22 protein-coding genes and 1 pseudogene are annotated in these 23,005 nt (G+C 71.3%); 10 read left to right on the top strand and 13 right to left on the bottom strand.

Features of this window, described 5'->3' with window-relative positions; translation table 11 throughout:
- A pseudogene (locus ACI2L3_RS22730) lies at nucleotides 1-1,165 on the bottom strand (sensor histidine kinase); the annotation flags it as partial.
- A 119-nt stretch (nucleotides 1,166-1,284) separates the two neighbouring features.
- On the opposite strand from ACI2L3_RS22730, the gene ACI2L3_RS22725 reads away from it, so the two are divergent.
- Together ACI2L3_RS22725 and ACI2L3_RS22720 are read left to right on the top strand one after the other, a co-directional pair.
- Nucleotides 1,285-2,442 carry a lysostaphin resistance A-like protein gene (locus ACI2L3_RS22725; protein WP_404754200.1) on the top strand — a complete coding sequence of 386 codons (1,158 nt, stop codon included), beginning with the start codon at nucleotides 1,285-1,287 and terminating at the stop codon, nucleotides 2,440-2,442.
- Nucleotides 2,381-4,474, top strand: a complete 2,094-nt coding sequence (locus ACI2L3_RS22720; RefSeq protein WP_404754199.1) for a GTP-binding protein — start codon at nucleotides 2,381-2,383, stop codon at nucleotides 4,472-4,474. Before ACI2L3_RS22725 ends, ACI2L3_RS22720 begins: the two co-directional genes overlap by 62 nt.
- Nucleotides 4,475-4,484: 10 nt before the next feature.
- On the opposite strand, the gene ACI2L3_RS22715 is transcribed toward ACI2L3_RS22720, so the two are convergent.
- The 8 genes from ACI2L3_RS22715 to ACI2L3_RS22680 form a co-directional block, all read right to left on the bottom strand.
- On the bottom strand, nucleotides 4,485-5,417 hold the full coding sequence (locus ACI2L3_RS22715) for a sigma-70 family RNA polymerase sigma factor (protein ID WP_404754198.1): 933 nt from the start codon (nucleotides 5,415-5,417) through the stop codon (nucleotides 4,485-4,487).
- Nucleotides 5,418-5,479: 62 nt separating this feature from the next.
- A complete protein-coding gene (locus ACI2L3_RS22710) occupies nucleotides 5,480-6,418 on the bottom strand; it encodes an oxidoreductase (RefSeq protein WP_404754197.1) in 939 nt (312 codons plus the stop codon).
- 139 nt (nucleotides 6,419-6,557) lie between these two features.
- Nucleotides 6,558-7,187, bottom strand: a complete 630-nt coding sequence (locus tag ACI2L3_RS22705) for an HAD-IA family hydrolase (RefSeq protein ID WP_404754196.1) — start codon at nucleotides 7,185-7,187, stop codon at nucleotides 6,558-6,560.
- Nucleotides 7,188-7,294: 107 nt separating this feature from the next.
- The gene (locus ACI2L3_RS22700; protein WP_404754195.1) at nucleotides 7,295-8,056 is read right to left on the bottom strand and encodes a hypothetical protein; all 762 of its coding nucleotides are present in this window, start codon (nucleotides 8,054-8,056) and stop codon (nucleotides 7,295-7,297) included.
- A 340-nt stretch (nucleotides 8,057-8,396) separates the two neighbouring features.
- Nucleotides 8,397-8,699 (bottom strand): hypothetical protein, encoded by a 303-nt coding sequence (locus ACI2L3_RS22695; RefSeq protein ID WP_404754194.1) that lies wholly within the window; start codon nucleotides 8,697-8,699, stop codon nucleotides 8,397-8,399.
- Nucleotides 8,700-8,751: 52 nt separating this feature from the next.
- Nucleotides 8,752-9,417 carry a GNAT family N-acetyltransferase gene (locus tag ACI2L3_RS22690; RefSeq protein WP_404754193.1) on the bottom strand — a complete coding sequence of 222 codons (666 nt, stop codon included), beginning with the start codon at nucleotides 9,415-9,417 and terminating at the stop codon, nucleotides 8,752-8,754.
- A 151-nt stretch (nucleotides 9,418-9,568) separates the two neighbouring features.
- On the bottom strand, nucleotides 9,569-10,639 hold the full coding sequence (locus tag ACI2L3_RS22685; protein ID WP_404754192.1) for a family 2 encapsulin nanocompartment cargo protein polyprenyl transferase: 1,071 nt from the start codon (nucleotides 10,637-10,639) through the stop codon (nucleotides 9,569-9,571).
- 102 nt (nucleotides 10,640-10,741) lie between these two features.
- Nucleotides 10,742-12,148, bottom strand: a complete 1,407-nt coding sequence (locus ACI2L3_RS22680) for a family 2B encapsulin nanocompartment shell protein (RefSeq protein WP_404754191.1) — start codon at nucleotides 12,146-12,148, stop codon at nucleotides 10,742-10,744.
- A gap of 343 nt (nucleotides 12,149-12,491) precedes the next feature.
- On the opposite strand from ACI2L3_RS22680, the gene ACI2L3_RS22675 reads away from it, so the two are divergent.
- The 3 genes from ACI2L3_RS22675 (at nucleotide 12,492) to ACI2L3_RS22665 (ending at nucleotide 14,487) form a co-directional block, all read left to right on the top strand.
- Nucleotides 12,492-12,728 carry a hypothetical protein gene (locus tag ACI2L3_RS22675; RefSeq protein WP_404754190.1) on the top strand — a complete coding sequence of 79 codons (237 nt, stop codon included), beginning with the start codon at nucleotides 12,492-12,494 and terminating at the stop codon, nucleotides 12,726-12,728.
- Nucleotides 12,729-12,866: 138 nt separating this feature from the next.
- Nucleotides 12,867-13,457 (top strand): N-acetylmuramoyl-L-alanine amidase, encoded by a 591-nt coding sequence (locus ACI2L3_RS22670; RefSeq protein WP_404754189.1) that lies wholly within the window; start codon nucleotides 12,867-12,869, stop codon nucleotides 13,455-13,457.
- Nucleotides 13,458-13,542: 85 nt separating this feature from the next.
- Complete coding sequence (locus ACI2L3_RS22665; protein WP_404754188.1) at nucleotides 13,543-14,487, top strand: 1-aminocyclopropane-1-carboxylate deaminase/D-cysteine desulfhydrase; 945 nt, start codon at nucleotides 13,543-13,545, stop codon at nucleotides 14,485-14,487.
- A 129-nt stretch (nucleotides 14,488-14,616) separates the two neighbouring features.
- Here ACI2L3_RS22665 and ACI2L3_RS22660 read toward each other — a convergent pair whose 3' ends face one another.
- A complete protein-coding gene (locus ACI2L3_RS22660) occupies nucleotides 14,617-16,215 on the bottom strand; it encodes a Na+/H+ antiporter (protein ID WP_404754187.1) in 1,599 nt (532 codons plus the stop codon).
- A 46-nt stretch (nucleotides 16,216-16,261) separates the two neighbouring features.
- On the opposite strand from ACI2L3_RS22660, the gene ACI2L3_RS22655 reads away from it, so the two are divergent.
- The 3 genes from ACI2L3_RS22655 to ACI2L3_RS22645 all read left to right on the top strand — a co-directional run bounded on the left by ACI2L3_RS22655 (nucleotide 16,262) and on the right by ACI2L3_RS22645 (nucleotide 18,211).
- A complete protein-coding gene (locus ACI2L3_RS22655) occupies nucleotides 16,262-16,522 on the top strand; it encodes a UBP-type zinc finger domain-containing protein (protein WP_404754186.1) in 261 nt (86 codons plus the stop codon).
- Nucleotides 16,523-16,769: 247 nt separating this feature from the next.
- The gene (locus ACI2L3_RS22650) at nucleotides 16,770-17,183 is read left to right on the top strand and encodes an anti-sigma regulatory factor (RefSeq protein ID WP_404754185.1); all 414 of its coding nucleotides are present in this window, start codon (nucleotides 16,770-16,772) and stop codon (nucleotides 17,181-17,183) included.
- Entirely contained in the window at nucleotides 17,180-18,211 is a 1,032-nt protein-coding gene (locus ACI2L3_RS22645; RefSeq protein WP_404754184.1) for an RNA polymerase sigma factor SigF, read from the top strand. The genes ACI2L3_RS22650 and ACI2L3_RS22645 overlap by 4 nt, the downstream gene beginning before the upstream one ends.
- A gap of 61 nt (nucleotides 18,212-18,272) precedes the next feature.
- Here ACI2L3_RS22645 and ACI2L3_RS22640 read toward each other — a convergent pair whose 3' ends face one another.
- Nucleotides 18,273-18,731, bottom strand: a complete 459-nt coding sequence (locus ACI2L3_RS22640) for a hypothetical protein (protein ID WP_404754183.1) — start codon at nucleotides 18,729-18,731, stop codon at nucleotides 18,273-18,275.
- Between the two features lie 80 nt (nucleotides 18,732-18,811).
- Here ACI2L3_RS22640 and ACI2L3_RS22635 point away from each other — a divergent pair, with 80 nt between their 5' ends.
- The gene (locus ACI2L3_RS22635; protein WP_404754182.1) at nucleotides 18,812-19,780 is read left to right on the top strand and encodes a diacylglycerol/lipid kinase family protein; all 969 of its coding nucleotides are present in this window, start codon (nucleotides 18,812-18,814) and stop codon (nucleotides 19,778-19,780) included.
- Nucleotides 19,781-20,096: 316 nt separating this feature from the next.
- Nucleotides 20,097-20,354, top strand: coding sequence for a WhiB family transcriptional regulator (locus ACI2L3_RS22630; RefSeq protein WP_016639615.1), 258 nt, complete (start codon nucleotides 20,097-20,099; stop codon nucleotides 20,352-20,354).
- 187 nt (nucleotides 20,355-20,541) lie between these two features.
- Here the strand turns inward: ACI2L3_RS22630 and ACI2L3_RS22625 are convergent, their stop codons facing one another.
- Together ACI2L3_RS22625 and ACI2L3_RS22620 are read right to left on the bottom strand one after the other, a co-directional pair.
- A complete protein-coding gene (locus tag ACI2L3_RS22625; RefSeq protein ID WP_404754385.1) occupies nucleotides 20,542-22,008 on the bottom strand; it encodes a sensor histidine kinase in 1,467 nt (488 codons plus the stop codon).
- A gap of 299 nt (nucleotides 22,009-22,307) precedes the next feature.
- A complete protein-coding gene (locus ACI2L3_RS22620) occupies nucleotides 22,308-22,925 on the bottom strand; it encodes a TetR/AcrR family transcriptional regulator (RefSeq protein WP_404754181.1) in 618 nt (205 codons plus the stop codon).
- Nucleotides 22,926-23,005 lie beyond the last annotated feature (80 nt).

Here is a 23,005-nt window from a genome sequence, read left to right as displayed (position 1 = left end):
CGGGTGGGGGGGGGGTGCGGGGCGCGCCGGGCTGGGGGGCGCGGCCCCCCCCCCCGGCGCCGCCCGGCCGCGCCCGGGCGGTGCGCGGCCCCCCGCGCGGGGGGCCCCGCTCCCGCATCCCGGCGGTCCCCCGCCCGCCCCCGAGCCGCTGCTTCGCCGCGGGACCGACGTCCGCCGCCCCGTCGTCCTCCACCGCGACGTCGACCGTGCCGTCGGCGGTCTCGGACAGGATGTGGATGCGCACCGTCGAACCGGGGGCGTAGCGCAGGGCGTTCGTGAGGGCTTCGCGGATGATGGCGAAGGCCGCTTCCGCCGTCGGGCCCGTCAGGGGCGCCGCCTCCGGTGCCACGTGCACGGCGGGGCGCAGGCCCAGGCGGGCGAAGCCGGCGGAGAGTTCGGTGACGCGGTCGCCGAGCGGGCTCTCCTCGTCCGCCGCCGAGGTCCGCATCAGCGCCACCAGGCGGTGCAGCGCCGCCGCCGTCTCGCGGCCGGTGTCCGCGGCGAACTCAAGGGCTTGGGCCGACAGTTCGGGTCTGCGGTCGCCGAGCCGCAGCGCGGCGTCCGCGGTGACCACGACCGAGGTGAGGTGGTGGGCGCTCACGTCGTGCAGTTCGCGGGCGAGGCGTTCGCGTTCGGTGAGGGCGGCCCGCGCGCGTTCGGACTCGGCCCGCGCCAGGTCGCGCGCCGCGGCCCGGCGGGCGGCGAGCCAGCGGCGGCGGCTGCGGCCGAGGCCCGCGACGGTCAGGAAGAGCACGCAGTTGACCACTGTCTCGCCCACCACGTCGGCCGCCGAGTCGAGCACCACCGCCGACCGGCCCGTTTCGCAGATCCCGAGGACGGCTCCGACGACGGCCGCCGTCCGCCCGGGGCTGCGCACCGCGACCGAGTACAGGGCGATCAGCACGCCCAACGCATGCACGAGTGTCGCGTCCTCGGGAAGCGGCACGCAGGCGAGCAGGACGGCCTCGACGGTGAGCGCCGCGGCGACGGGGCGACGGCGGCGTACGGCGAGCGCCGCGGTGAGTACGGCCGCGGCGGCGACCACCGCCACCAGCTGGACCGCCCCGGCCGCGGCATCGTCCTCGCGCAGGGCGCGGCCCGGCCAGTAGGCCAGTTGCAGGGCCGTCAGCAGGACGGGCAGCAGCCAGTCACGTATTCGCTCCATATCGGACTCGATGATACGGAGGAGGGGCCGTGGAGGGGCCGCTCTCTATCTCTGGTTGGAGAGCGTGATCGTGCGGGCGGCGGACGCGTGGGCCTGGCGCCGCGGGAATGCTGGTGGCCATGACCACGACACCGCTCCCCTACCACCGCCTGGCCCACGCCACCGGCCTGCACCGCTGGTGGCGCCCCCTGGCCGGGACCGGCCTGGTGCTGGCCGGCACCTTCGTCGCGATGATGGCGGTGCTGCTGGTCAGCGAGATCGCGGGAGCCGTCCTGGACCGGCCCGTCGACAAGGACGGCTTCCACGTCTGGGGCGGCATCGGGGAGACGGGCAGCGCGCTGCTCTCGCTCGCCCTGCTGACGCCGGTGGTGTTCCTAGCCGCGCGCTGGGCGCAGCGACGTCCTGCGGGCACCCTCTCCTCAGTGGCGGGCAGGCTCAGGTGGCGCTGGCTGGGGCGGTGTCTCGCGGTCGCGCTGCCGCTGGTCGTCGCGTCGTTGGGGATCATGCTGCTGCTGCCCGAGCCGGTGGGCGGCGGCATGGAGGGCACCGGTGGCGGTGTGGAGTGGGCCGGGTGGCCGGACTTCCTGCTGGGCCTCGCGATGGTGTGCGTGCTCGTGCCGTTCCAGGCGTCGGCCGAGGAGTACGCGTTCCGGGGCTGGCTCGTCCAGGCGGTCGGGGCGTGGTGCCGTTCGCCGTGGGTGGCGCTGGTGCCGCAGGCGCTGCTGTTCGCGGCGGCGCACGGCTGGGGCACGCCGTGGGGATTCGCGGACCTGGTGGTGTTCGGGCTTGTCGCGGGTGTGCTGACGGTCCGTACGGGCGGTCTGGAGGCCGCGATCGGCCTGCACGTGGTCAACAACCTGCTGGCGATGGGCGTCTCGGCGGCGATCGCCGGTGCGCTCGCCTCCGAGGAGACGGCGGCGGACATGGACCGGCTGGCGGTGGGCGTCGACGTGCTGATGCTCTGCGGGTACGCGGCGCTGGTACTGCGCCTGGCAAGCCGCCACCGGATCGCCACGGTCACCCCGGCCTCCGCGCCCGTGCCGTGCTCCGCCCCCGCGTGGGGCGGGGTTAATCGGTTGCCGAATGGGGGCGTCTGTTGCTGGACTGAGGGTGTCGGCGGAAGGTCGGCGTCGTCTGCGGAGGAGAAGGAAATGCGGCGTTCGTGCATGTCCCACGCGAATGGAATTTCCCCTCTTCCAAAGGACATGACGGTACGTGCAATCACCCCTTCCGCACACCCTGAACCTGGGCATTCTGGCCCACATCGACGCCGGTAAGACCAGCCTGACCGAGCGGCTCCTGCATGCCGCCGGCGTCATCGACGAGGTCGGCCGCGTCGACGACGGCAACACCCGGACCGATTCGCTCGCCCTGGAGCGGCAGCGCGGCATCACCATCAAGTCCGCCGTCGTCTCCTTCGCCGTGGACGGCACGGCCGTCAACCTGATCGACACCCCCGGCCACCCGGACTTCATCGCCGAGGTGGAGCGCGTGCTGAGCGTGCTCGACGGCGCCGTGCTCGTGGTCTCCGCCGTGGAGGGCGTCCAGGCGCAGACCCGCGTCCTGTTCCGGACGCTGCGGCGGCTCCGCATCCCCACGCTGGTCTTCGTGAACAAGACCGACCGCGGCGGCGCCCGGTACGAGGGCGTGCTGCGGCACATCGCCGACCGGCTGACCCCCGAGATCGTCGCGATGGGATCCGTCCCCGGCATCGGCACGCGCGGCGCGGGCTTCGTCCCGTTCACCGACGGGGACGAAGTCTTCACCGCCCGGCTCACCGAGCTGCTCGCCGGGCACGACGACGCGCTCCTCACCGCGTACGTCGACGACCCGGCGTCCCTCTCGTACGACCGGCTCCGTACCGAGCTCGCCCGGCAGGCCCGGCGCGCCCTCGTGCACCCGGTGTTCTTCGGGTCGGCGGCCACCGGTGTGGGGGTCCCCGAACTCATGCGTGGGATCAGGGACTTGCTGCCCGCTCGCCGCGGGGACGCCGACGCTCCCGTCTCCGGCAGTGTGTTCAAGGTCGAGCGCGGCGCCGCCGGAGAGAAGATCGCCTACGTACGCGTGTTCTCGGGCACCATCCGCTCGCGCGACCGCCTCGACATCCACGGCGGCGGGGGCAGCGAGGGGAAAGAGGCCGCCCGCGAAGGGAAGGTCACCGGTGTCAGCGTCTTCGAGCAGGGCGCCGACGTGCGGCGGGCGGAGGTCCGCGCGGGGCAGATCGGCAAGGTGTGGGGGCTCGGGGACGTACGGATCGGGGACGTGATCGGCGTACCGCGAGAGGGCGTGCGAGCCGACGCGCGGCATTTCGCGCCGCCCACCCTGGAGACCGTCGTCAGCCCCGTGCGCCCCGCCGACCGCGGCGCCCTGCACCTCGCGCTCACCCAGCTCGCCGAGCAGGACCCGCTGATCGACCTGCGACAGGACGACATCCGTCGGGAGGTCTCCGTCTCGCTCTACGGAGAGGTGCAGAAGGAGGTCATCCAGGCGACGCTCGCCGAGGAGTACGGGCTCGACGTGTCGTTCCGGGAGACCACGACGATCTGTGTGGAGCGGGTCGTCGGCACCGGCTCGGCGTACGAGATCATCGACACGGACCCCAACCCGTTCCTGGCGACGGTCGGGCTACGGGTGGAGCCCGCGCCGGTCGGGGCGGGGGTGGAGTTCCGTCTCGAGGTCGAGCTCGGCTCGATGCCGTACGCGTTCTTCCGTGCCGTCGAGGAGACGGTCAGGGAGACGCTCCAGCAGGGGATCCACGGCTGGCGCGTCCCCGACTGCACGGTCACGATGACGCACTCCGGCTACTGGCCGCGGCAGAGCCACGCCCACGGCACGTTCGACAAGAGCATGTCGAGCACCGCCGGGGACTTCCGGCACCTGACGCCCCTGGTCCTGATGGACGCGCTGCGGGCGGCGGGCACGGCGGTGCACGAACCGATGCACCGCTTCCGGCTCGACGTGCCGGCCGACACGGTCGGCGCGGTCCTGCCCGCCCTCTCCCGGCTGCGTGCCGTCCCGCACACGCCGACGACGAGCGGCACGTCGTACCGGCTTGAAGGGGACATCCCCGCGCGGCAGGTGCACACACTGGAGCAGCTGCTGCCCGGACTCACGCGCGGCGAGGGCGAGTTGGAGTCGGCCTTCGACCACTACCGGCCCGTGCGCGGCGACACAGTTCCGACGCGCGAGCGGACCGACCACGATCCGCTCCACCGCAAGGAGTACCTGCTGCGCGTGGTGCGCCGGACCGGTGGCGGCGGACGGGAGGGCGCCGCCACCGCCACCACTACGACCACCACCGCTCGGTGACCCGGAGGTCTCAGCCGTCCCTCAGCGAGCGCGTGAGGACCTCGAGCCGCTCGCGGTCCGCGATGATGTTGATCTCCACGATCCGGCCGTTCACGACGGTCAGGGAGCCGAGCGAGGCCGGCTCGCCGCCGGGGAGGGCGATCAGGCCCGGCATGCCGTTGATCAACACCACGCGCGGCTCCGCGGCGGCCCGCGCGAACATCGCGGCCTGCCCGGCCACCGCGGCGGCGCCGCGCACCACCTTGGAGAGGCCGGACGCCAGCTCGCCGGTGTCCGCGCGCAACACGACGTCCGGGTCGAGGAGTTCGAGGAGCGCGTCGAAGTCACCGGCGCGGGTGGCGGCCATCCACGCCTCGACGACCTCGCGCTGCTTGACGACGTCGGTCTCCGCCGCGGGCGTGGAGCCCTGCACGCGGCGGCGGGCCCGGCTCGCCAGCTGCCGGGTCGTGGCCGCCGAACGCTCCACGATGGGCGCGATGTCGTCGAAGGGCACGGCGAACATGTCGTGCAGCACGAACGCGAGACGCTCGGCGGGCGCCAGCGTCTCCAGTACGACGAGGAGCGCGAGGCCCACCGAGTCGGCGAGCAGCACCTGCTGTTCGGGGTCGGTGACGTCGGCGCGGGTCACGATCGGGTCCGGGACGTGGGCCTCGCCGTAGGCCTGGACGGACGCGTCGAGGGAGTCCTCGCGCCGGGACTTGCGGGCGCGCAGCAGGTCGAGGCAGATGCGGCCGACGACGGTGGTCAGCCAGCCGCCCAGGTTCCGCACCTCCCCGGCCTCCGGCCCCGCTTCGGCGCGGCTCAGCCGGAACCAGGCTTCCTGCACCGCGTCCTCGGACTCGCTCAGCGAGCCGAGCATGCGGTACGCCACCGCGTTCAGGCGGGGCCTGTGCTCCTCGAACCGCGCGGCGAGGGCGACTTGAGCCGATCCGTTCTCGTCCATCCGCCAATTGAACAGGAGGGTTCCCCGACGCGGGCGGCCGCCCTGGGCTCCCGGGACCCCGATCAGGCGGCGGCGCGGAACTCGTAGCGCACGGAGGTGAGTTCCTCCGAGAGGTCCCACAGCCTGCGACCGCTCGCCTCGTCAGCGGCCCGGGGCGCCAGCTCCACCGTCTTCGGCGCGCCGCGCAGTTCGGCCATGCCGTCGGGGCCGATGAACTGGCCACCCGTCACGCTCGGGTCGGTCGCCGCGAACAGCGTGGGCAGCGCGCCCTGGGCGGGGGTCTGGGCGAGCGGCAGCAGCAACCGCCCGAACAGGAACTTCACCATGCCCGCGGGTGAACTCGTCTGCAGGTTGGTCGCGGTGTAGCCGGGGTGGGCGAGCAGGCTGCGCACCCGGCTGCCCGCCGCGGTCAGCTTCTGGTGGAGCTGCCAGCCGAAGACGGCGTTCGCCAGCTTCGACTGGTTGTAGTAGCCCATCGGCGCATACTTGCGCTCGCCGTTGATGTCGTCGAAGAAGAGGTCGGCCTGGCGGTGGTTGGGCGAGCTCACGGTCACGACGCGGGGGTCGTGACCGGCTTCCAGGAGGTCGAGCAGCAGCCCGGTGAGCGCGAAGTGGCCGAGGTGATTGGCTGCGAACTGCACCTCGTGGCCCTGGGGGCTGAGCAGCCGGTTCGGCGGCGCCATGAGGCCGGCGTTGTTGATGAGCACATCCACGCGCGCGTGTTCCGCGTGCAGCTTGTCGGAGAAGGCGCGGACGGAGTCCAGGTCCGCCAGGTCGACGCGTCGCACCTCCAGGGCGGCGCCCGGCACCTCGGCGGTGAGCTGCTCGACCGCGGCCCGGCCCTTCGCCTCGTCGCGCACGGCGAGGATCACGAGCGCGCCCTTGCGCGCCAACGCCCGGGTGGTCGCGAGCCCCAGGCCGCTGTTGGCCCCGGTGACGACGACGATTCGGTTGCTCTGGTCAGGGATCTGCTCGGCGGTCCAGCCACGCTGATTACTCATACGACACAAGCTGCCCCACGTGGCACTCAGTGTCAATAGTTGCCTTGCGTGCCGCGCGTACTGCGCGCGCCGAACCCCCGCCGGGCCGGCGCCGCAGCGCGGCCGACGTCTTTTCGTCCGGGAGTGAGTTGGCCTCTGGTCAGACCACCGGGGCCAACGCCCCGCGCAGGTCGGCCGGTTCGCGGTAGAGCACGCCGGTCATGCCGAACGCGACGGCGGCGTCCACGTTCTCCTGCCGGTCGTCCACGAAGAGGCAGCGGTCCGGGGCGACGCCGGCGCGCTCAGCGGCCGTCTCGTAGATGCGCCGGTCCGGCTTGGCGATGCCGAGGTCGGCGCTGCTGATGACGTCGTCGAGGCAGCCGTCCGGCCCGGTGAGACCGAGCAGGGCGAGATCGTCGGCGAGCCACGGCGTCGCGTTCGTGACGAGCAGGACGGGCAGCCCGGCCGCGCGCACCTGCCGCAGCAGCCCCACCACGGCGTCGTCGGCCCGGAACTTGGTCTCGGCGAGCGTCGTCCCGAGTTCATACCCGCGCGCCCACGGCACCCGGTCGGCGAGCCCGTCGGCGATCGACTCGATCCACCGCTCCTTGGTGATCTCCCCGCGCATCAGCGGCATGTCGGTCTCGGGCTGGAAGGCGATCTCTGCGGTACTGCCCTCCGGCAGCCCGGCCGAGCGCTCCAACTGCTCCAGCTCCGCCATTTCGTAGAAGCGGATCACGCCGTCGAGATCAGTCAGTACGGCGTCGAACGCCCAGCCGCTTCTCGTCATCCCATGTGTCTATCACGCGCCCCCGGACGGCCCGCGGGCCCGGCACCGGACCGCCCGTGCACCCCGCACCGGGACACGCGGGCGTCACGCCCGTCACTTCTCACCCGTCACTTCTCGCCCAGCGCTTCGCGTATCTCCGCCCGCACCCGGTCCGCATCCCTGCGCACGGCCTCGTACCGCGACTTGTTGCGGCGCAGCTCCTCGCGCTGCTTCTCCTTGCTGACGCTCCACCACACGCCGGCCGTGTTCAGCTTCAGGTTGCACTCGACGTCGGCGACCGCCGTGCCCAACTCCCGTTCCGACCGCGCACTGCCACCGTCCTCGCGCCCTTTCCACCACGCCTTGTCGAGAAAGGCCTCCGTGGGGTTCTCGTACCGCTTGAAGCCCTTGTCCTCGACACAGCGCGACCAGTCACGGAACGCTCTGCGCACGCGCTCGTCCTTGGCGACGACCTTGTCGATCTCCACGGTGCGCTCGGGCACATAACTCCACAGCCGGTCCGCATCGGCCACACCCCTCGTGGTCCGCCGCGTCGCCTCCTCGGCACAGCCGCCCTCCGGAACCTCACGGCCGTTCACCACCGAACGGCCGCCCTTCTCCGTCTCGGATCCGTACAGCGCTTCGCGCTCCCGGTCCGTAAGGTCTCTGCCTGCCGACCGAGCTCTGGCCTCCAGCTTCTTGGCCTGGTCGGGGTCGAGGCCATAACCCCACCGGCGGACATGGTCGAGGTCGAGCATCCCGTACGGGGACACGGAGACCATCGTCGAGTAAAAGGCGGACGCCATACGCTGCCCGTCCAGAAGGTCGAAGCCGAAGCTGGACTCGGGGTCGGGGCCGAGCGGGAAGTCATCGAATCCCAGGGACCGCATGCACTGCCACTGCAACCGATGACGCGCCTTCCCCAGGCGCTTGTGGTCCTCGCTGCTCAACTCATACTTCTCCAAGGGGAGTGCCGGCATATCCCCCTCACTCTTCACGCGCGGCACCCCGGGTGCCCGCGCGTATCCGGGCAGCGAATCGTCATCCGCTCCCGTACCGGCCCCGGAGCCGCACCCCTCCAGCCCCGCCAACACCACGCCCACCACAGCGAGTACGCCCCACCGCGCCTTCACCGCACCCCTCCCCCACCGGCATCACCACTGATCCGCCGGGGACCCTACCGCCACCGCCGCCACGATCGATCGACGACCGGCTCCGGGGCAGGGTGCGTCACTTGCCCTCGCTGTCGCCGGGCGCGCCGGGCCTCCTGCCGTGCCGCGACCGGGAACGCCTCGCACCAGCGCGACCGCTCGCGCGGCCGCCCGCCCTACCGCCCGGCCGGCCCGACTCCGCGTCCACCGCGTCGACGCATGCCTCGCACTGCGCGTTGCGGCACGGCCCGGGGCCCCACACGGGGACGAACACCCCGAGCACCTTGCGCCGCCGGATCGCCGTACCCACCGGCCCTCCGCAGGCCTCGCACACCGGCTCGTCCTGCGGGGCGGGGCCGGTCCGTGGCCCTTCGCTGCCCATACCGCCCAGAGTATTCCGGTACGGCCCACCGGGGCAGCCCTGCGACCGCCCGCTAGTCGGTGGACTCTCCCGCCGTCCGCGGCTCACGCCACATGGGCCACATCCGGGGGCCGTCGGGCAGATCGAGCGTCGTCCCCATGAAGGCGAATCCCAGGCGCGCGTACAGGTCACGGCTGCGCTCGTTGCTCGCCTCCAAGTAGGCGTGCAGGCCCTCGCGATCGCACCGGTCGAGCACGGCGGTGACGAGTGCCGTGCCGAGCCCCTCGCCCTGCCGGTCCGGGTGCACGGCTATGAGGTGCAGGTATTCGTGCGCGCGGTCGGCCGGATGGATCGCGTCGGTCAGCCGGCCGATGACCTCGACGCGCTCATTGTCCGGATCAACGGCCTCCCGCAGCAGAGCCGGACCGTCCTCCTCACTCACCCCACCCCCAACACGGTCACCACTCACACCGCCTCGGCTCTCCTCACCCGCGCGGTGCTCGCCCGCCGGAACGGACCACCACAGGGCCGCGGCCGCGCCATCCTCGGTGACGTCGACGTACCCCTCGCTGAGCGCCAGATCGAAGAACGCACTCATCAACGCACCGTGGGTGCGCAGCCGGTGCTCCTCGTCCGGGAAGATCCAACTGCTCACCGGATCCCGCATGAACGCCGCGTCGAGCAGCCGGACCACGTCCTCCCGGTCACCTTCTCCGGCCCTCCGGATCGCCACACCCATAGCCCGCCCCTCACCGCTCGCCCGCTTCCGACGGCGCGCCCACCCACTCACCAACTCCGAGCCGTCGGCCGCCGGTTGCAGCGTAAGTGATCACGCCCGTCCCCACGGAAGGGCCCCACACCCCCTTTCAATCAATGCGTACGCCCCCCCCTCAATGCGTACGCCGCGTCACGAACTCGGCGAGCGCCAGCAGTCCCCCCGCCGCCTCCGGGTCCGGCACCGCCCTGGCGAGCTGGCCCATCGCGCGGGACATCCGATCGGCCGCGTGCGTCTGCGCCCAGTCGCGGCCGCCCGCGCTCTCGACGGCCCGCGCCGCGCGCGCCGCGTTCTCCGCGCCCCCCTCCGTCCCACCGGGCGGCCTCCCGTACAGCTCGGCCAGTTCCGCCGCGGCCGGCGTGCCCGAGGCCAGAGCCGCGACGACCGGCAGGGACTTCTTGCGGACCGCGAGGTCGGCGCCCGCGGGTTTGCCGGTGTGCTCGGGATCGCCCCAGATCCCGATGACGTCGTCGATGAGCTGGAACGCGAGCCCCGCCTCCCGGCCGAACCCGTCCAGCGCGTCGATCTCCTCCCGCCCCACCCCCGCGTACACCGCCCCGAGCGCACAGGCACAGCCGAGCAGCGCCCCCGTCTTGGCCTCGGCCATGGCGAGGCACTCGTCCAGCGTGACCTCGTCCGGACCGCGGTGCTCCAGCGCGCAGTCCGTGTGCTGCCCCGCGCAGAGCTCCATGACGCAGGCGGCGAGGCGGGCGGCCGCCACCGAGGCCCCCGGGTGGGGGTCCTCGGCGAGCAGCCGCTGCGCCAGCGCCTGCATGGCGTCACCGGCGAGGATCGCGTCGGCGGCGCCGAACACGGTCCAGGCGGTGGGCCGGTGCCTGCGCGTGGTGTCGCGGTCCATCACGTCGTCGTGCAGGAGCGTGAAGTTGTGGACCAACTCCACGGCGGCCGCCGCCCGCACGGCCAGGGCGGGCTCCCCACCCAGCGCCCGCACCGCCGTGAGCACGAGCGCGGGCCTGATCGCCTTGCCCGCGTGCCCGGAGGCCGGCGTGCCGTCCGCCCTCTCCCACCCGAAGTGATAGAGCGCGACCCGGCGCAGCGACCCGGGCAGCGTGTCGATCGCCCTGCGCAGCTCCGGATCGACGTACGCTCGCGCCGACGCCAGGATCTCCGCGGCCTCGCACCCCTCTGCCGTCTTGCCTGCCATGTCCGTCGTCGTGTCCGTCATGGACCTACTCCGCGAAGAATGCGGATGGTGGCGGTTCCTCGGCCTGTGGGCGCGTACGGAGGGGGTGTACCCCGTGCCACGCCCGTGGACACGGCCGCGGGGTCATGTCCAGCGGCCGATCTCGACGTTCTCCAGGACACCGAGCGCGTCCGGTACGAGGACCGCTGCCGAGTAGTAGGTCGACACCAGGTACGAGATGATCGCCTGCTCGCTGATGCCCATGAACCGTACGGACAGGCTCGGTTCGATCTCGTCCGGGATGCCGGTCTGCCGGAGGCCGACGACACCCTGCTCCTCCTCTCCCGTACGCATGCAGATGATGGAGGTCGTGCGGGCCTCGGTGACCGGGATCTTGTTGCACGGGAAGATCGGCACGCCGCGCCAGGTCGGGATCCTGTTGCCTCCCATGTCGATGGTCTCGGGGACGAGTCCCCGCTTGTTGAGCTCGCGGCCGAACGCGGCGATGGCCCGCGGGTGGGCGAGGAACAGCTTGGATCCGCGCCTGCGGCTGAGCAGTTCGTCCAGGTCGTCCGGGCTGGGCGCACCGGCGTACGGCTGGATCCGCTGCTCGTACTCGCAGTTGTTGAGGAGGCCGAACTCGCGGTTGTTGATGAGCTCGTGCTCCTGGCGCTCCTTCAGCGCCTCGACCGTCAGCCGCAACTGGTGCTCGGTCTGGTTCATCGGCTGGTTGTACAGGTCGGCCACGCGCGTGTGGATGCGCAGCACGGTCTGGGCGACGCTCAGCTCGTACTCACGCGGCGCCGATTCGTAGTCCACGAAGGTGCCCGGCAGCACGGCCTCGCCGACATGGCCGGCGGACAGGTCGATGGGCGCCTCGCCGAACTGGTTGGTGCGCTGCGGCGGGATGGACCGCAGCCGCTGGATGTGGCCGCGGAGCGACTCGCTGCGCTCCGCGATCTGCTCCAGGTCCTGGCGGGGCAGTGCGAGGACGGTGCACGCGGTCACCGCACGAGCGGTGTACTCCCAGATGGCCTCGGAGTCGATGAGCGCCTGTTCGCCGAAGTAGGCGCCGTCGGCGAGCGTCTCCAGCACCGTGTCGTCCCCGTAGGGGCCCGTGCCGACCTTCTCCACGCGGCCGTGCGCGAGCAGGAACACCTCGTCCGCCGGGCTGCCGAAGGACGTCAGGACGTCGCCCGCGGCGAACTCCCGCTGCTGGCAGCGCTGCGCCAGCTCCCCCAGCACGTCCTCGTCCTCGAAGTCCCGCAGCAACGGCAGCTCGCCGAGCTCAGCCGGGATGACCTGCACCCGGTCGCCCGTCTTGACGAACGTCACCCGGCCGTCACCGACCGAGTAACTCAGCCTTCGGTTCACCCGGTACGTGCCGCCCTGCACCTCGACCCAGGGCAGCATCCGCAGCAGCCAGCGGGAGCTGATCTCCTGCATCTGCGGCGCGGATTTGGTGGTGGTGGCCAGATTCCGCGCGGCGGATGTGCCGAGACTCTGCTGCGGCTTCTCCGACTCGGTCCGGATCTCTTCGCCTACCGACATTGGCTATGCCCTCCCGAAAATACCTGCGGTGATCTGGTGCGTGCGGTGGTCTGACGCCTGCGGTGATCTGCCCGCCCAACCCTTCCAGGACGGAACGTGGCCGCGCCATTACACAAACGAGCGGGAATGGATCACGCCCCGGCGGGGCAGGAGGGGCGTTTCCACCCGTTCGGCGCAACTCGGGAGGTGCCGCGCCGGGCAGCCTGATGGGCTCGGGAGCGCGGGGAACTCCAAGATCCGCGTCACCGTTCAACCCGCACGGGACGACGCGCCCCTCGCGCCGCCCGCGGCGAACCCCTTCGCACGGCTTCGCCCCCTTCGTACCAATCGGCAGGAGACAGCAATGGCAGGCTTCCTGGATCGCGCCAAAGAGCAGGCTCAGCGGGGCCTCACCCAGGGCAAGCAGAAGATCGACGAGGTGCAGGAGAAGCGGGCCGGCGACGCCCTCCTGAAGAAGCTCGGCGCCGCGTACTACGCGGAGCGTCGCGGCACCGGTTCCTCACAGGACACCCAGCAGGCACTGCAGGCCGTGGAGTCCCACGTCGCGACGCACGGGGACGGCTTCCTGCACGGGAACTGACCGGATCGGCTCGCACGGTGTCCGAACAGGCCTCGGATCGCTTCCGAACAGCTGGTCCGGGCACCGTAGTTCCGGTACAAGCAGGGCATACGAGACGGCCTGCGACCGGCGGCCGTCCCGCCTTGCAAAGGAGGGGTCATGGCCCCACCCATGTCCGCGGGCAGTTTTCTCCAGGCCCTGCGGGACGAAGGCGTGACCGTCGTCGAGGTCGGCGACTGGGAGCACCACAACCGCAACCACAAAGGCCCCTGGGGCCCCGTGCACGGCGTGGTGATCCACCACACCGTGACCTCGGGAAGCGAGCGCACGGTGGAGATCTGCCGCGACGGCTTCGCCTCGCTCCCCGGGCCGCTCTGCCACGGCGTCATCACCAAGGACGGCCGCGTCCACCTCGTCGGCTACGGCCGCGCCAACCACGCGGGCCTGGGCGACGACGACGTGCTCCGCGCGGTCATCGCCGAGAAGCGCCTGCCTCCGGACAACGAGGCGAACACCGACGGCAACCGCCACTTCTACGGCTTCGAGTGCGAGAACCTCGGCGACGGTGAGGACCCGTGGCCCGAGGAACAGCTGGACGCCATCGAGAAGGTCTCGGCGGCGGTCTGCCGTGTGCACGGCTGGACGGAACGCTCGGTGATCGGCCACCTGGAGTGGCAGCCGGGCAAGGTCGACCCGCGCGGCTTCACGATGGACTCGATGCGGGCCCGCATCGAGGAGCGCCTCAAATAGACCCCGCGGGCGCGGCGGAACACCCGGGGAGCCCCCGGTGAAGGGCTCCCCTGCCGGACCGCGCGCCACGGGAGACAATGGCGGGGTGTGCCCCACCCCGCCCGCCGGTCTGAACCCCCGGCTGCCGTCCCCGCTGCAACGCGTGGCGGACGACCGCTTCGCCCGCCGCGGAGTGGAACTGCTCCTCAAGCGGGACGACCTGATCCACCGGGATCTGCCCGGCAACAAGTACCGCAAGCTCGTCCTGAACCTGCGGGCCGCCGCCGACGCGGGCCACGACACCCTCCTCACCTTCGGTGGCGCCTACTCCAACCATCTGCGCGCCACCGCCGCGGCGGGCCGCCTCCTCGGCCTCGCCACGATCGGCGTCGTCCGTGGCGACGAACTCGCCGGGCGCCCCCTCAACCCGTCCCTGACGCGCTGCGCTGCCGACGGCATGCGCCTGCACTTCGTCGACCGGGCCACCTACCGGCGGAAGGCGGAGCCGGAGACCCTGACGGCGCTCCTGCGCGCGACGGACGCCCCGGCCGCGTACGTGATACCCGAGGGCGGCAGCAACGCCCTCGCCGTGCGGGGCTGTACGGCTCTCGGTGAGGAGCTGCGCGAGCACACCGACGTGGCGGCCGTCGCGTGCGGCACCGGCGGCACCCTCGCGGGCCTGGCCGCCGGGCTCGGCCCGGACCGGCAGGCCCTCGGCATACCGGTGCTGAAGGGCGGTTTCCTGGGCGACGACATAGCGGCGCTGCAGCGGGAAACGTTCGGCGAGCCGACCGCCAACTGGCGCCTGGACGACCGCTTCCACTGGGGCGGTTACGCCCGCACCCCGCCGGAGCTCGTCGCCTTCGCCGAGGACTTCGAAGCCCGCCACGGCCGCGAAATCGGCCTCTCCGTAGAGCACCTCTACGTCGCGAAGCTCCTCCACGCCCTGACCGTCCTCTCCGAAGAGGGCGCCTTCCGGCCCGGCACCCGCCTCACCGCGGTGATCACCGGCACCCGTGAGGAGCCTGCCGCCGCGTCGGCCGGCGACTAGGGCGTGTCTTTTGGATCGGTCCGGACAGCCCGCGGCGTCTGGTGCGGTGGATCGCAAGGCGGAGCATCGCCCGCGGACCGGGTGTCCGTGGGTGATGCGACAACGCCGCGAGGCGCCGTGCCAGGCGCCTCAGTCCTCGATCTCCCGGTGGGCGGCCGCTTCCTCCAGGTCCAGCTTGCGCAGCAGCGTCCGCATCATCTCGTCGTCGATGCGCCGCTCGTCCCGCATCTTCACGAAGACCTCGCGCTCCGCGGCGATCGCCTCGCGCGCCAGCCGGCGGTACGTGCCGTCCGCGGACTCCCCCGTCACCGGGTTGGCCTGCCCCAGCCGCTCCCACACGGAGTTCCGCCGCCGCTCCAGGACGGTGCGCAGACGGTCCTGAAGGGGCTGTGGCAGGCGATTGCGCTCATCCCGCATGAGTTCCTCCAGCCGGGCCTCCGCGGCCTCCGAGGCGGCGTTCTGCGCCTGCGCCTCGGCGAGCGTCTCGGCCTGCGCGTCACGGCCGGGCAGTTTCAGGACACGGATCAGCCACGGCAGCGAGAGGCCCTGCACGACGAGCGTTCCGATGACCGTGGTGAACGTAAGAAACAAGACAAGGTTGCGCGCCGGGAAGGGTTCTCCGTCGTCCATGACGAGCGGGATCGAGAAGGCGATGGCGAGCGAGACCACACCGCGCATCCCGGCCCAGCTGACGATCAGCGGCCGCCGCCAGTCCATGTCGCCCTCGCGCTCCCTGATCCGCGCCGACACCCCGCGCGGGAGGTACGTCGCCGGGTACGACCACACGAAGCGCGCCACCACGACGAAGACGAAGACCCCGACGGCGTACCAGACCGCCTGCGCCACGCTGTACTCGCCGAGCCCCCTGAGCACCACGGGCAGCTGCAGGCCGATGAGCGCGAAGACCGCCGACTCCAGGATGAACCCGACGACCTTCCACACCGCCGCCTCCTGCAGCCGCGTCTCGAAGTCGACCTGCCAGGAGCGGTGCCCCAGGTAGAGGGCGACGACGACCACGGCGAGCACTCCGGAGGCACCGACCTGTTCGGCGGCGGCGTACGCGACGAAGGGGATGAGCAGGGACAGCGTGTTCTGCAGAATCGCCTCCTTCAGGTGGGTGCGCAGCCAGTGGATCGGCACCATGAGGAGCAGCCCGACGCCGACCCCGCCGACCGCGGCCACCAGGAACTCCCGGACACCGCCCGACCAGCTGGCCCCTTCGCCGACGGCCGCCGCCAGGGCCACTTTGTAGGCGGTGATCGCGGTCGCGTCGTTCACCAGGGACTCGCCCTGCAAGATCGTGGTGATCCGCGAGGGCAGCCCCACCTTGCGCGCGATGGCGGTCGCGGCGACCGCGTCCGGGGGCGCGATCACCGCGCCGAGGACGAGCGCGGCGGTCAGCGGCAGGTCGGGGACGAGCAGATACGCGAGCCAGCCGACGGCGACCGTGGCGAACAGGACGTACCCGACGGAGAGCAGCGCGACAGGTCTGATGTTGGCGCGCAGGTCCAGATAGGAGCTCTCCAGGGCGGCGGTGTGCAGCAGCGGGGGCAGGATCAGGGGCAGCACGATGTGCGGATCGAGGTGGTAGTCGGGCACGCCGGGCAGGTACGAGGCGGCGAGCCCCCCACCGACCAGGAGCAGCGGCGCGGGCACCGGGGTCCTGCGCGCCGCGCCGGCCACCACGGCGCTCGCCGCGATCAGTCCCACCAGGGGCAGTACATCCATCGGCAGACCCCTCCGCCCTCCGCGATCCCGTCGTAACCTGGCAATCATGAACGAGTGCCCGCACGTGGCAGCGCTGCCGCACCCCGAGGTGTCCCCGCTGAGCGAGACGTGTCTCGAGTGCCGGGCGGCCGGCAGTCACCCTGTCCAGTTGCGGCTGTGCCTGGAGTGCGGTCATGTGGGCTGTTGCGACTCGTCGCCCTTCCAGCACGCGACGGCGCATTTCAAGGAGACCTCACACCCTGTGATGAGGACCTTCGAGCCGGGCGAGAGCTGGCGCTGGTGCTTTGTGGACGGTTCGATCGTCTGACGCCTGGGTACGTCAACCCGGCGCCTGTTCTTTCCAATTGGGCCTGCGCGACCCCTAGCCACTGTCCGTACTCATAGGCTTACTATGAGTGACAGCATCAAGGCGGGGTCCCCGGGACACGGAGCTGGGGAGCGCGGTAGCGTCACCGCAGAACGACGTGGTGCGTTACCCGTGTGACGCAGTCCGGACCACCGCTGGGCGGCGGTCCCGGAACCCCGAAAGTGCTTGTACCACCTTGGAGGTGAGGGTGTCCCAGATCGCAGGCGAGCCCGGGAATCAGGACTTCGTGGAGGTCCGTCTTCCTGCTGCGGGTGCCTACCTGTCGGTGCTGCGGACGGCGACTGCCGGCCTCGCGGCGCGTTTGGACTTCACTCTCGACGAGATCGAGGACCTCCGCATCGCGGTCGACGAGGCCTGCGCGATCCTGCTCCAGCAGGCCGTGCCCGGCTCGGTGCTCAGCTGCGTCTTCCGGCTCGTCGACGACTCGTTGGAGGTGACGGTCTCGGCGCCCACGACCGACGGCCGGGCCCCGGAGCGGGACACCTTCGCCTGGACTGTGCTGTCGGCCCTCGCGGGCCAGGTGGACTCGACCGTCGCCGACGACAACACCGTCTCGATCAGCCTCTACAAGAAGCGCGGCGCGGGACCCGGGCCGGCGTGAGGGACGGGGACGGGCCGGTGCGGGACGAAGAGCGCGGCACACAGGGTCTGCCCGCCGCCGGCAGGGAGGGATTGCGCCGTATGACCACCGGAATCCCCGAGCAGCAGGCCAAACCGCACCCGGAGGAGCCGGAGCAGCCGGGTCCGCTGAGGGTGGCCGATGTGTCGGAGCAGGCAGAGCCGACCGCCAAGGACGAGCTCAAGCAGCTCTCCGGCCGGGGCGGCGGGCGACGGGCGGGAAACATGAGCGAGCACCAGCACGGCCGGCACGATCCGCAGGACCGCAGCGGCGCACGCGCGATGTTCATCGAGCTGCGCACCCTGGACGGCGGCAGTCGGGAGTACGCGGAGCTGCGCAACCAGCTGGTCCGCATGCACCTGCCGCTCGTCGAGCACCTGGCCCGCCGCTTCCGCAACCGCGGCGAGCCCCTCGACGACCTCACCCAGGTCGCCACGATCGGCCTGATCAAGTCCGTGGACCGCTTCGACCCGGAGCGCGGCGTGGAGTTCTCCACGTACGCGACACCGACGGTCGTCGGCGAGATCAAGCGGCACTTCCGCGACAAGGGGTGGGCGGTCCGCGTCCCGCGCCGCCTCCAGGAGCTGCGTCTCGCGCTGACGACGGCGACGGCCGAGCTCTCCCAGCTGCACGGCCGCTCCCCGACCGTGCACGAGCTGGCCGAGAAGCTGGCCATCTCCGAGGAGGAGGTCCTGGAGGGCCTGGAGTCGGCCAACGCCTACTCCACGCTGTCCCTGGACGTCCCCGACACGGACGACGAGTCTCCGGCGGTCGCGGACACCCTGGGCGCCGAGGACGAGGCCCTGGAGGGCGTCGAGTATCGCGAGTCGCTCAAGCCGCTCCTGGAGGACCTGCCCCCGCGCGAGAAGCGCATCCTGCTGCTGCGCTTCTTCGGCAACATGACCCAGTCGCAGATCGCGCAGGAGGTCGGCATCTCCCAGATGCACGTCTCCCGCCTGCTGGCGCGCACGCTCGCACAGCTGCGGGAGAAGCTTCTCGTCGAGGAGTAGTCACTCTCCGTAGCGATGCGCTCCGTAACCCGAGCGGCTCGCTCCTGATACCCCACGTGTCCTACTTCTGATCCTGTACGTTGCCGGGGCCCTGGATGCCGAGGGCCTCGGTGGTCGCCGGGTTGACCAGGAAGACGAGCGACGCGACCGCCGTGAGCGCGAGGACGATGCCGGCCGGGATCGCCACGCTGTCGGCCTGCAGCATCTGCCAGGAGACCGGAAGCGCCAGGATCTGGGTGATGATCGCGGGTCCGCGGCTCCATCGGCGCAGCTTCAGCAGTCCGCGCGCGGCGAGCAGCGGAAGCAGCGCGAGGACGATCAGCGTGATGCCGCCGGTCCCGGCCGACTTCGGGTCGTCGGACGATCCGGCGAGGCTCATCACGAGCATGTACACGCCCCCGGCAAGGAGGGCGACGCCCTCCAGCGCGACCAGGGCCGCGGCGGCGGTCACCCGCGCGGGACGCGGGCCCGGCTCGGCCGGCTCCGGGGCTTCGGGGGTGGATTTCCGCTCAGTACTCACCCGAGCAGGGTAGCTCCGGGGCCCTCCGCCCCGGCACCTCGGTCTAGGCCGCCCCGAGAGCGCTAGGTAGTCTGCTTCGCATGCGTGCACTCCTCGTGGTCAATCCGGCGGCTACCACCACCAGTGCGCGTACGCGTGATGTGCTGGTGCACGCACTGGCGAGCGAGATGAAGCTCGACGCGGTCACCACGGAGTACCGCGGCCACGCCAGGGACCTCGGCCGGCAGGCCGCGGAGAGCAAGGACATCGAGCTGGTCGTCGCCCTCGGCGGCGACGGCACCGTCAACGAAGTCGTCAACGGTCTGCTGCACCACGGCCCCGATCCCGACCGCCTCCCCCGCCTGGCCGTCGTCCCCGGCGGCTCCACCAACGTCTTCGCCCGCGCCCTGGGACTGCCCAACGACGCCGTGGAGGCCACCGGCGCCCTCCTGGACGCCCTGCGCGAGGGCAGCGAGCGCACGGTGGGCCTCGGTATCGCGGGCGGCACGCCGGGAACCGAGGACGAGGCCGTGCCCTCGCGCTGGTTCACGTTCTGTGCGGGCCTCGGCTTCGACGGCGGAGTGGTCGGCAGAGTCGAACAGCAGCGTGAGCTCGGCCGGCGCTCGACGCACGCCCTCTATGTGCGCCAGGTGCTCCGGCAGTTCATCGACGAGCCCCACCGCAGGCACGGAATGATCACCCTGGAGCGGCCCGGCGAGGACCCGGTGACCGACCTGGTCATGTCGATAGTGTGCAACACCTCTCCGTACTCCTACCTGGGCAATCGCCCGCTGTACGCGTCCCCGCAGGCCTCCTTCGACACGGGCCTGGACGTCCTCGGCCTGAAGAAGCTCTCGACGGCCGCGGTGGCCCGGTACGGCACTCAACTTCTGACGTCGACGCCGGAGCGCGGACCGCACGGTAAGCACGCGGTTACGCTCCACGACCTCACGGACTTCACCTTGCATTCGAAGGTGCCCCTGCCCCTCCAGATGGACGGTGACCACTTGGGGCTGCGGACGAGCGTGACGTTCACAGGCGTACGCCGTGCACTGCGTGTGATTGTGTGAGTGGAAGGGGCTAAAGTCCTTTCACTCGAACGTTTAGGCCAGGGTCCACCCCATGGAAGTACGGCTGTGACCCAGTCGACACTGAGGAATCAAAAAAAACTTTCCTGAAGGGGTTGTATCCGCAGCCGAGGTTTGCGAATCTCTACATGGCGATCGGGACGGCCCGCAACATCGGCCCCACAGATCGCCAGAACCCCTCCTCCACCACAGGTCCACACCAGGCAACTGGGCGTCGGCCCTTCCCGTGCGGGGGGATTCGTGAAAGCGTTCACATTCACAAGCAACCCGCATGTAATACCAAGGAGAGGTAGCAGCCATGGACTGGCGTCACAACGCCGTTTGCCGCGAGGAAGACCCCGAGCTCTTCTTCCCCATCGGCAACACCGGTCCTGCGCTGCTGCAGATCGAGGAAGCCAAGGCCGTCTGCCGCCGCTGCCCCGTCATGGAGCAGTGCCTGCAGTGGGCGCTCGAGTCCGGCCAGGACTCCGGCGTCTGGGGTGGCCTCAGCGAGGACGAGCGCCGTGCAATGAAGCGCCGCGCCGCTCGCAACCGTGCTCGCCAGGCCAGCGCCTGACGCTCACGCCCCCCACGAGCCTGAGCTTGGCGGCGCGTACGGCGAGTACGCAACTCCCGCCCCCGAGCCGCAGCCGCGCAGTACCCCCGATGCGCATCGCAACGTGAGCAGTGAGCCCCGGACCACTCAGGTCCGGGGCTCACTGCTTTCTTTCCATGTGGGCACTCGCGCCGACCGTTTGCCGCCGTTACTTGTCGCCGCGCACCGGAATGTCCAGGACCACCCGTGTGCCGCGCTCCGGGGCGCGGACCATGTCGAAGGTGCCGCCCAGCTCGCCCTCGACCAGGGTGCGGACGATCTGCAGGCCGAGATTGCCCGAGCGGTGCGGGTCGAAGTCCGCGGGCAGACCGATGCCGTCGTCCTGGACGGTGATCAGCAGCCGCGCTTCCTTGGTGGTGCCGCCCCGCACGGCGGACACCTCGACCGTGCCGGTGTCCCCCTCGCGGAAGCCGTGCTCCAGAGCGTTCTGCAGAATTTCCGTGAGCACCATCGACAGCGGTGTCGCGACCTCCGCGTCCAGGATTCCGAAGCGGCCGGTGCGCCGGCCCGTGACCTTGCCGGGCGAGATCTCGGCGACCATCGCGAGCACCCGGTCGGCGATCTCGTCGAACTCCACGCGCTCGTCGAGGTTCTGGGAGAGCGTCTCGTGGACGATCGCGATGGAACCCACGCGGCGCACGGCCTCCTCCAGGGCCTCGCGGCCCTTGGCGGAGTCGATGCGGCGGGCCTGCAGCCGCAACAGGGCGGCCACCGTCTGGAGGTTGTTCTTCACCCGGTGGTGGATCTCCCGGATGGTCGCGTCCTTGGTGATCAACTCCCGCTCGCGGCGGCGCAGTTCCGTCACGTCGCGCACGAGTACGAGGGAACCGATGCGCGGCCCCTTGGGCTTGAGCGGGATCGCGCGCAGCTGGATCACGCCGTCGCCGCCCTCGATCTCGAACTCGCGCGGCGCCCAGCCGCTCGCGAGCTTGGCCAAGGCCTCGTCCACCGGGCCCCGGGACGGCGCGAGTTCGGCCGTCGCCGTACCCAAGTGGTGGCCCACCAGGTCCGACGCGAGACCGAGGCGGTGGTACGCGGAGAGCGCGTTCGGCGACGCGTACTGCACGACACCTTCGGCGTCGAGCCGCAGCAGACCGTCACCCACGCGCGGGGAGGCGTCCATGTCGACCTGCTGCCCCTGGAAGGGGAACGATCCCGCGGCGATCATCTGCGCGAGGTCGGACGCCGACTGGAGGTAGGTCAGCTCCAGACGTGAAGGGGTGCGCACGGTGAGCAGGTTGGTGTTGCGGGCGATGACACCCAGGACGCGCCCCTCCCTGCGTACGGGAATGGACTCGACGCGCACCGGCACCTCTTCGCGCCACTCCGGGTCGCCCTCGCGCACGATGCGGCCCTCGTCCAGGGCGGCGTCGAGGAGGGGACGGCGGCCGCGCGGGACGAGGTGGCCGACCATGTCGTCCTGGTAGGAGGTGGGGCCGGTGTTGGGCCGCATCTGCGCCACGGAGACATAGCGGGTTCCGTCGCGCGTGGGGACCCAGAGCACCAGGTCTGCGAAGGAGAGGTCGGAGAGCAGCTGCCACTCCGAGACCAGCAGATGCAGCCACTCGAGGTCGGAGTCACCGAGGGCGGTGTGCTGGCGTACGAGGTCGTTCATGGAGGGCACGTGTGCGAGCGTACCTTTCACGTCCGGCGGGCCCGCGCCGTCGAAGCTCCGGACGGTGACCGAGCTCCGGGCGTGCCCGACGAGCCGCGGCGCCAGGGTGGGACCCTCAACCCACCCACGGCACCGCAGCCCTTCAGGTGCATCGGCCGCCAGAATGTGCGGTACTGAACAGCCGATCAGGAGGTTCCGACGCGGTCAGGGCAGAGAGCGCCGGTTCCTCGATCCGCTCTCCTGTGCGGGAAGAGCGGAGGCTTTACCCACGCATTGTGGACTAGACCATTCTCCTGTGTCTATGCGTCGACGGATGTTTGTTGGTGGGCCGGCCACGCCCGCATGGCGAGATCCGCCACCGCCTCCAGATCGGCCCTGGTGGCGCCGTCCCTGGCCTGGTGCGACATCCCCTGGAAGACCGCTGCCGTGTAACGGGCGAGGGCGGCGGGGTCGGTATGGCCCGGCAGCTCCCCCGCCGCGACGGCCGCGCGGATACGGGACTCGATGACCGCCACGTTGGCGTTGCGCCGCTCGCGCAGGTCCTGCTCGACCTCCGGCGTCGTGCAGTTGGTGGCGGCCGTGATGACGAGGCAGCCGCGAGGGTGGTCCGGGTCGGTGAACTCGGCCGCGGCCTCGTGCAGCAGCCGGGAGACGGCGGCGCGCGCGGTCGGCTCCTCGTCGAAGGCGCGGCCGCCGAAGGATCCGTGCGTCGCCCCGTACCTCACCACGACCTCGTCGAAGAGCTTGCGCTTGTCGCCGAACGCGGCGTAGAGGCTGGGCGCCCCGATACCCATGACGCGTGTGAGGTCCGAGACGGACGTCGCCTCGTATCCGTTCTCCCAGAAAGTACGGACCGCCTGCTCCAGGGCCGTCTCGCGGTCGAAGGAGCGGGGGCGTCCACGCTGTTTCGTCGCCATGGAGTGAATTGTATAGCGGGCACTAGAAAAAGGGATGGGGCGTGGGGTAGCGTTCTTTCTGTAGCGACCACTAGAGAAAG

The sequence above is a fragment of the Streptomyces sp. NPDC029674 genome (assembly GCF_044903205.1).
Lineage (GTDB): Bacteria > Actinomycetota > Actinomycetes > Streptomycetales > Streptomycetaceae > Streptomyces.
The sequence above is the reverse complement of the archived record's forward strand: the minus strand, read 5'-3'. Positions and strand labels throughout refer to the sequence as shown.

Excerpts from the sequence above, each read along its gene's own strand:
- ACI2L3_RS22660 (WP_404754187.1), bottom strand. The coding sequence starts at position 16,215 with ATGGATGTACTGCCCCTGGTGGGACTGATCGCGGCGAGCGCCGTGGTG.
- ACI2L3_RS22675 (WP_404754190.1), top strand. The coding sequence starts at position 12,492 with ATGGCAGGCTTCCTGGATCGCGCCAAAGAGCAGGCTCAGCGGGGCCTC.
- ACI2L3_RS22670 (WP_404754189.1), top strand. The coding sequence starts at position 12,867 with ATGGCCCCACCCATGTCCGCGGGCAGTTTTCTCCAGGCCCTGCGGGAC.
- ACI2L3_RS22685 (WP_404754192.1), bottom strand. The coding sequence starts at position 10,639 with ATGACGGACACGACGACGGACATGGCAGGCAAGACGGCAGAGGGGTGC.
- ACI2L3_RS22655 (WP_404754186.1), top strand. The coding sequence starts at position 16,262 with ATGAACGAGTGCCCGCACGTGGCAGCGCTGCCGCACCCCGAGGTGTCC.
- ACI2L3_RS22695 (WP_404754194.1), bottom strand. The coding sequence starts at position 8,699 with ATGGGCAGCGAAGGGCCACGGACCGGCCCCGCCCCGCAGGACGAGCCG.
- ACI2L3_RS22630 (WP_016639615.1), top strand. The coding sequence starts at position 20,097 with ATGGACTGGCGTCACAACGCCGTTTGCCGCGAGGAAGACCCCGAGCTC.
- ACI2L3_RS22710 (WP_404754197.1), bottom strand. The coding sequence starts at position 6,418 with ATGAGTAATCAGCGTGGCTGGACCGCCGAGCAGATCCCTGACCAGAGC.
- ACI2L3_RS22680 (WP_404754191.1), bottom strand. The coding sequence starts at position 12,148 with ATGTCGGTAGGCGAAGAGATCCGGACCGAGTCGGAGAAGCCGCAGCAG.
- ACI2L3_RS22700 (WP_404754195.1), bottom strand. The coding sequence starts at position 8,056 with ATGCGGTCCCTGGGATTCGATGACTTCCCGCTCGGCCCCGACCCCGAG.
- ACI2L3_RS22625 (WP_404754385.1), bottom strand. The coding sequence starts at position 22,008 with ATGAACGACCTCGTACGCCAGCACACCGCCCTCGGTGACTCCGACCTC.
- ACI2L3_RS22620 (WP_404754181.1), bottom strand. The coding sequence starts at position 22,925 with ATGGCGACGAAACAGCGTGGACGCCCCCGCTCCTTCGACCGCGAGACG.
- ACI2L3_RS22715 (WP_404754198.1), bottom strand. The coding sequence starts at position 5,417 with ATGGACGAGAACGGATCGGCTCAAGTCGCCCTCGCCGCGCGGTTCGAG.
- ACI2L3_RS22705 (WP_404754196.1), bottom strand. The coding sequence starts at position 7,187 with ATGACGAGAAGCGGCTGGGCGTTCGACGCCGTACTGACTGATCTCGAC.
- ACI2L3_RS22725 (WP_404754200.1), top strand. The coding sequence starts at position 1,285 with ATGACCACGACACCGCTCCCCTACCACCGCCTGGCCCACGCCACCGGC.
- ACI2L3_RS22690 (WP_404754193.1), bottom strand. The coding sequence starts at position 9,417 with ATGGGTGTGGCGATCCGGAGGGCCGGAGAAGGTGACCGGGAGGACGTG.
- ACI2L3_RS22635 (WP_404754182.1), top strand. The coding sequence starts at position 18,812 with ATGCGTGCACTCCTCGTGGTCAATCCGGCGGCTACCACCACCAGTGCG.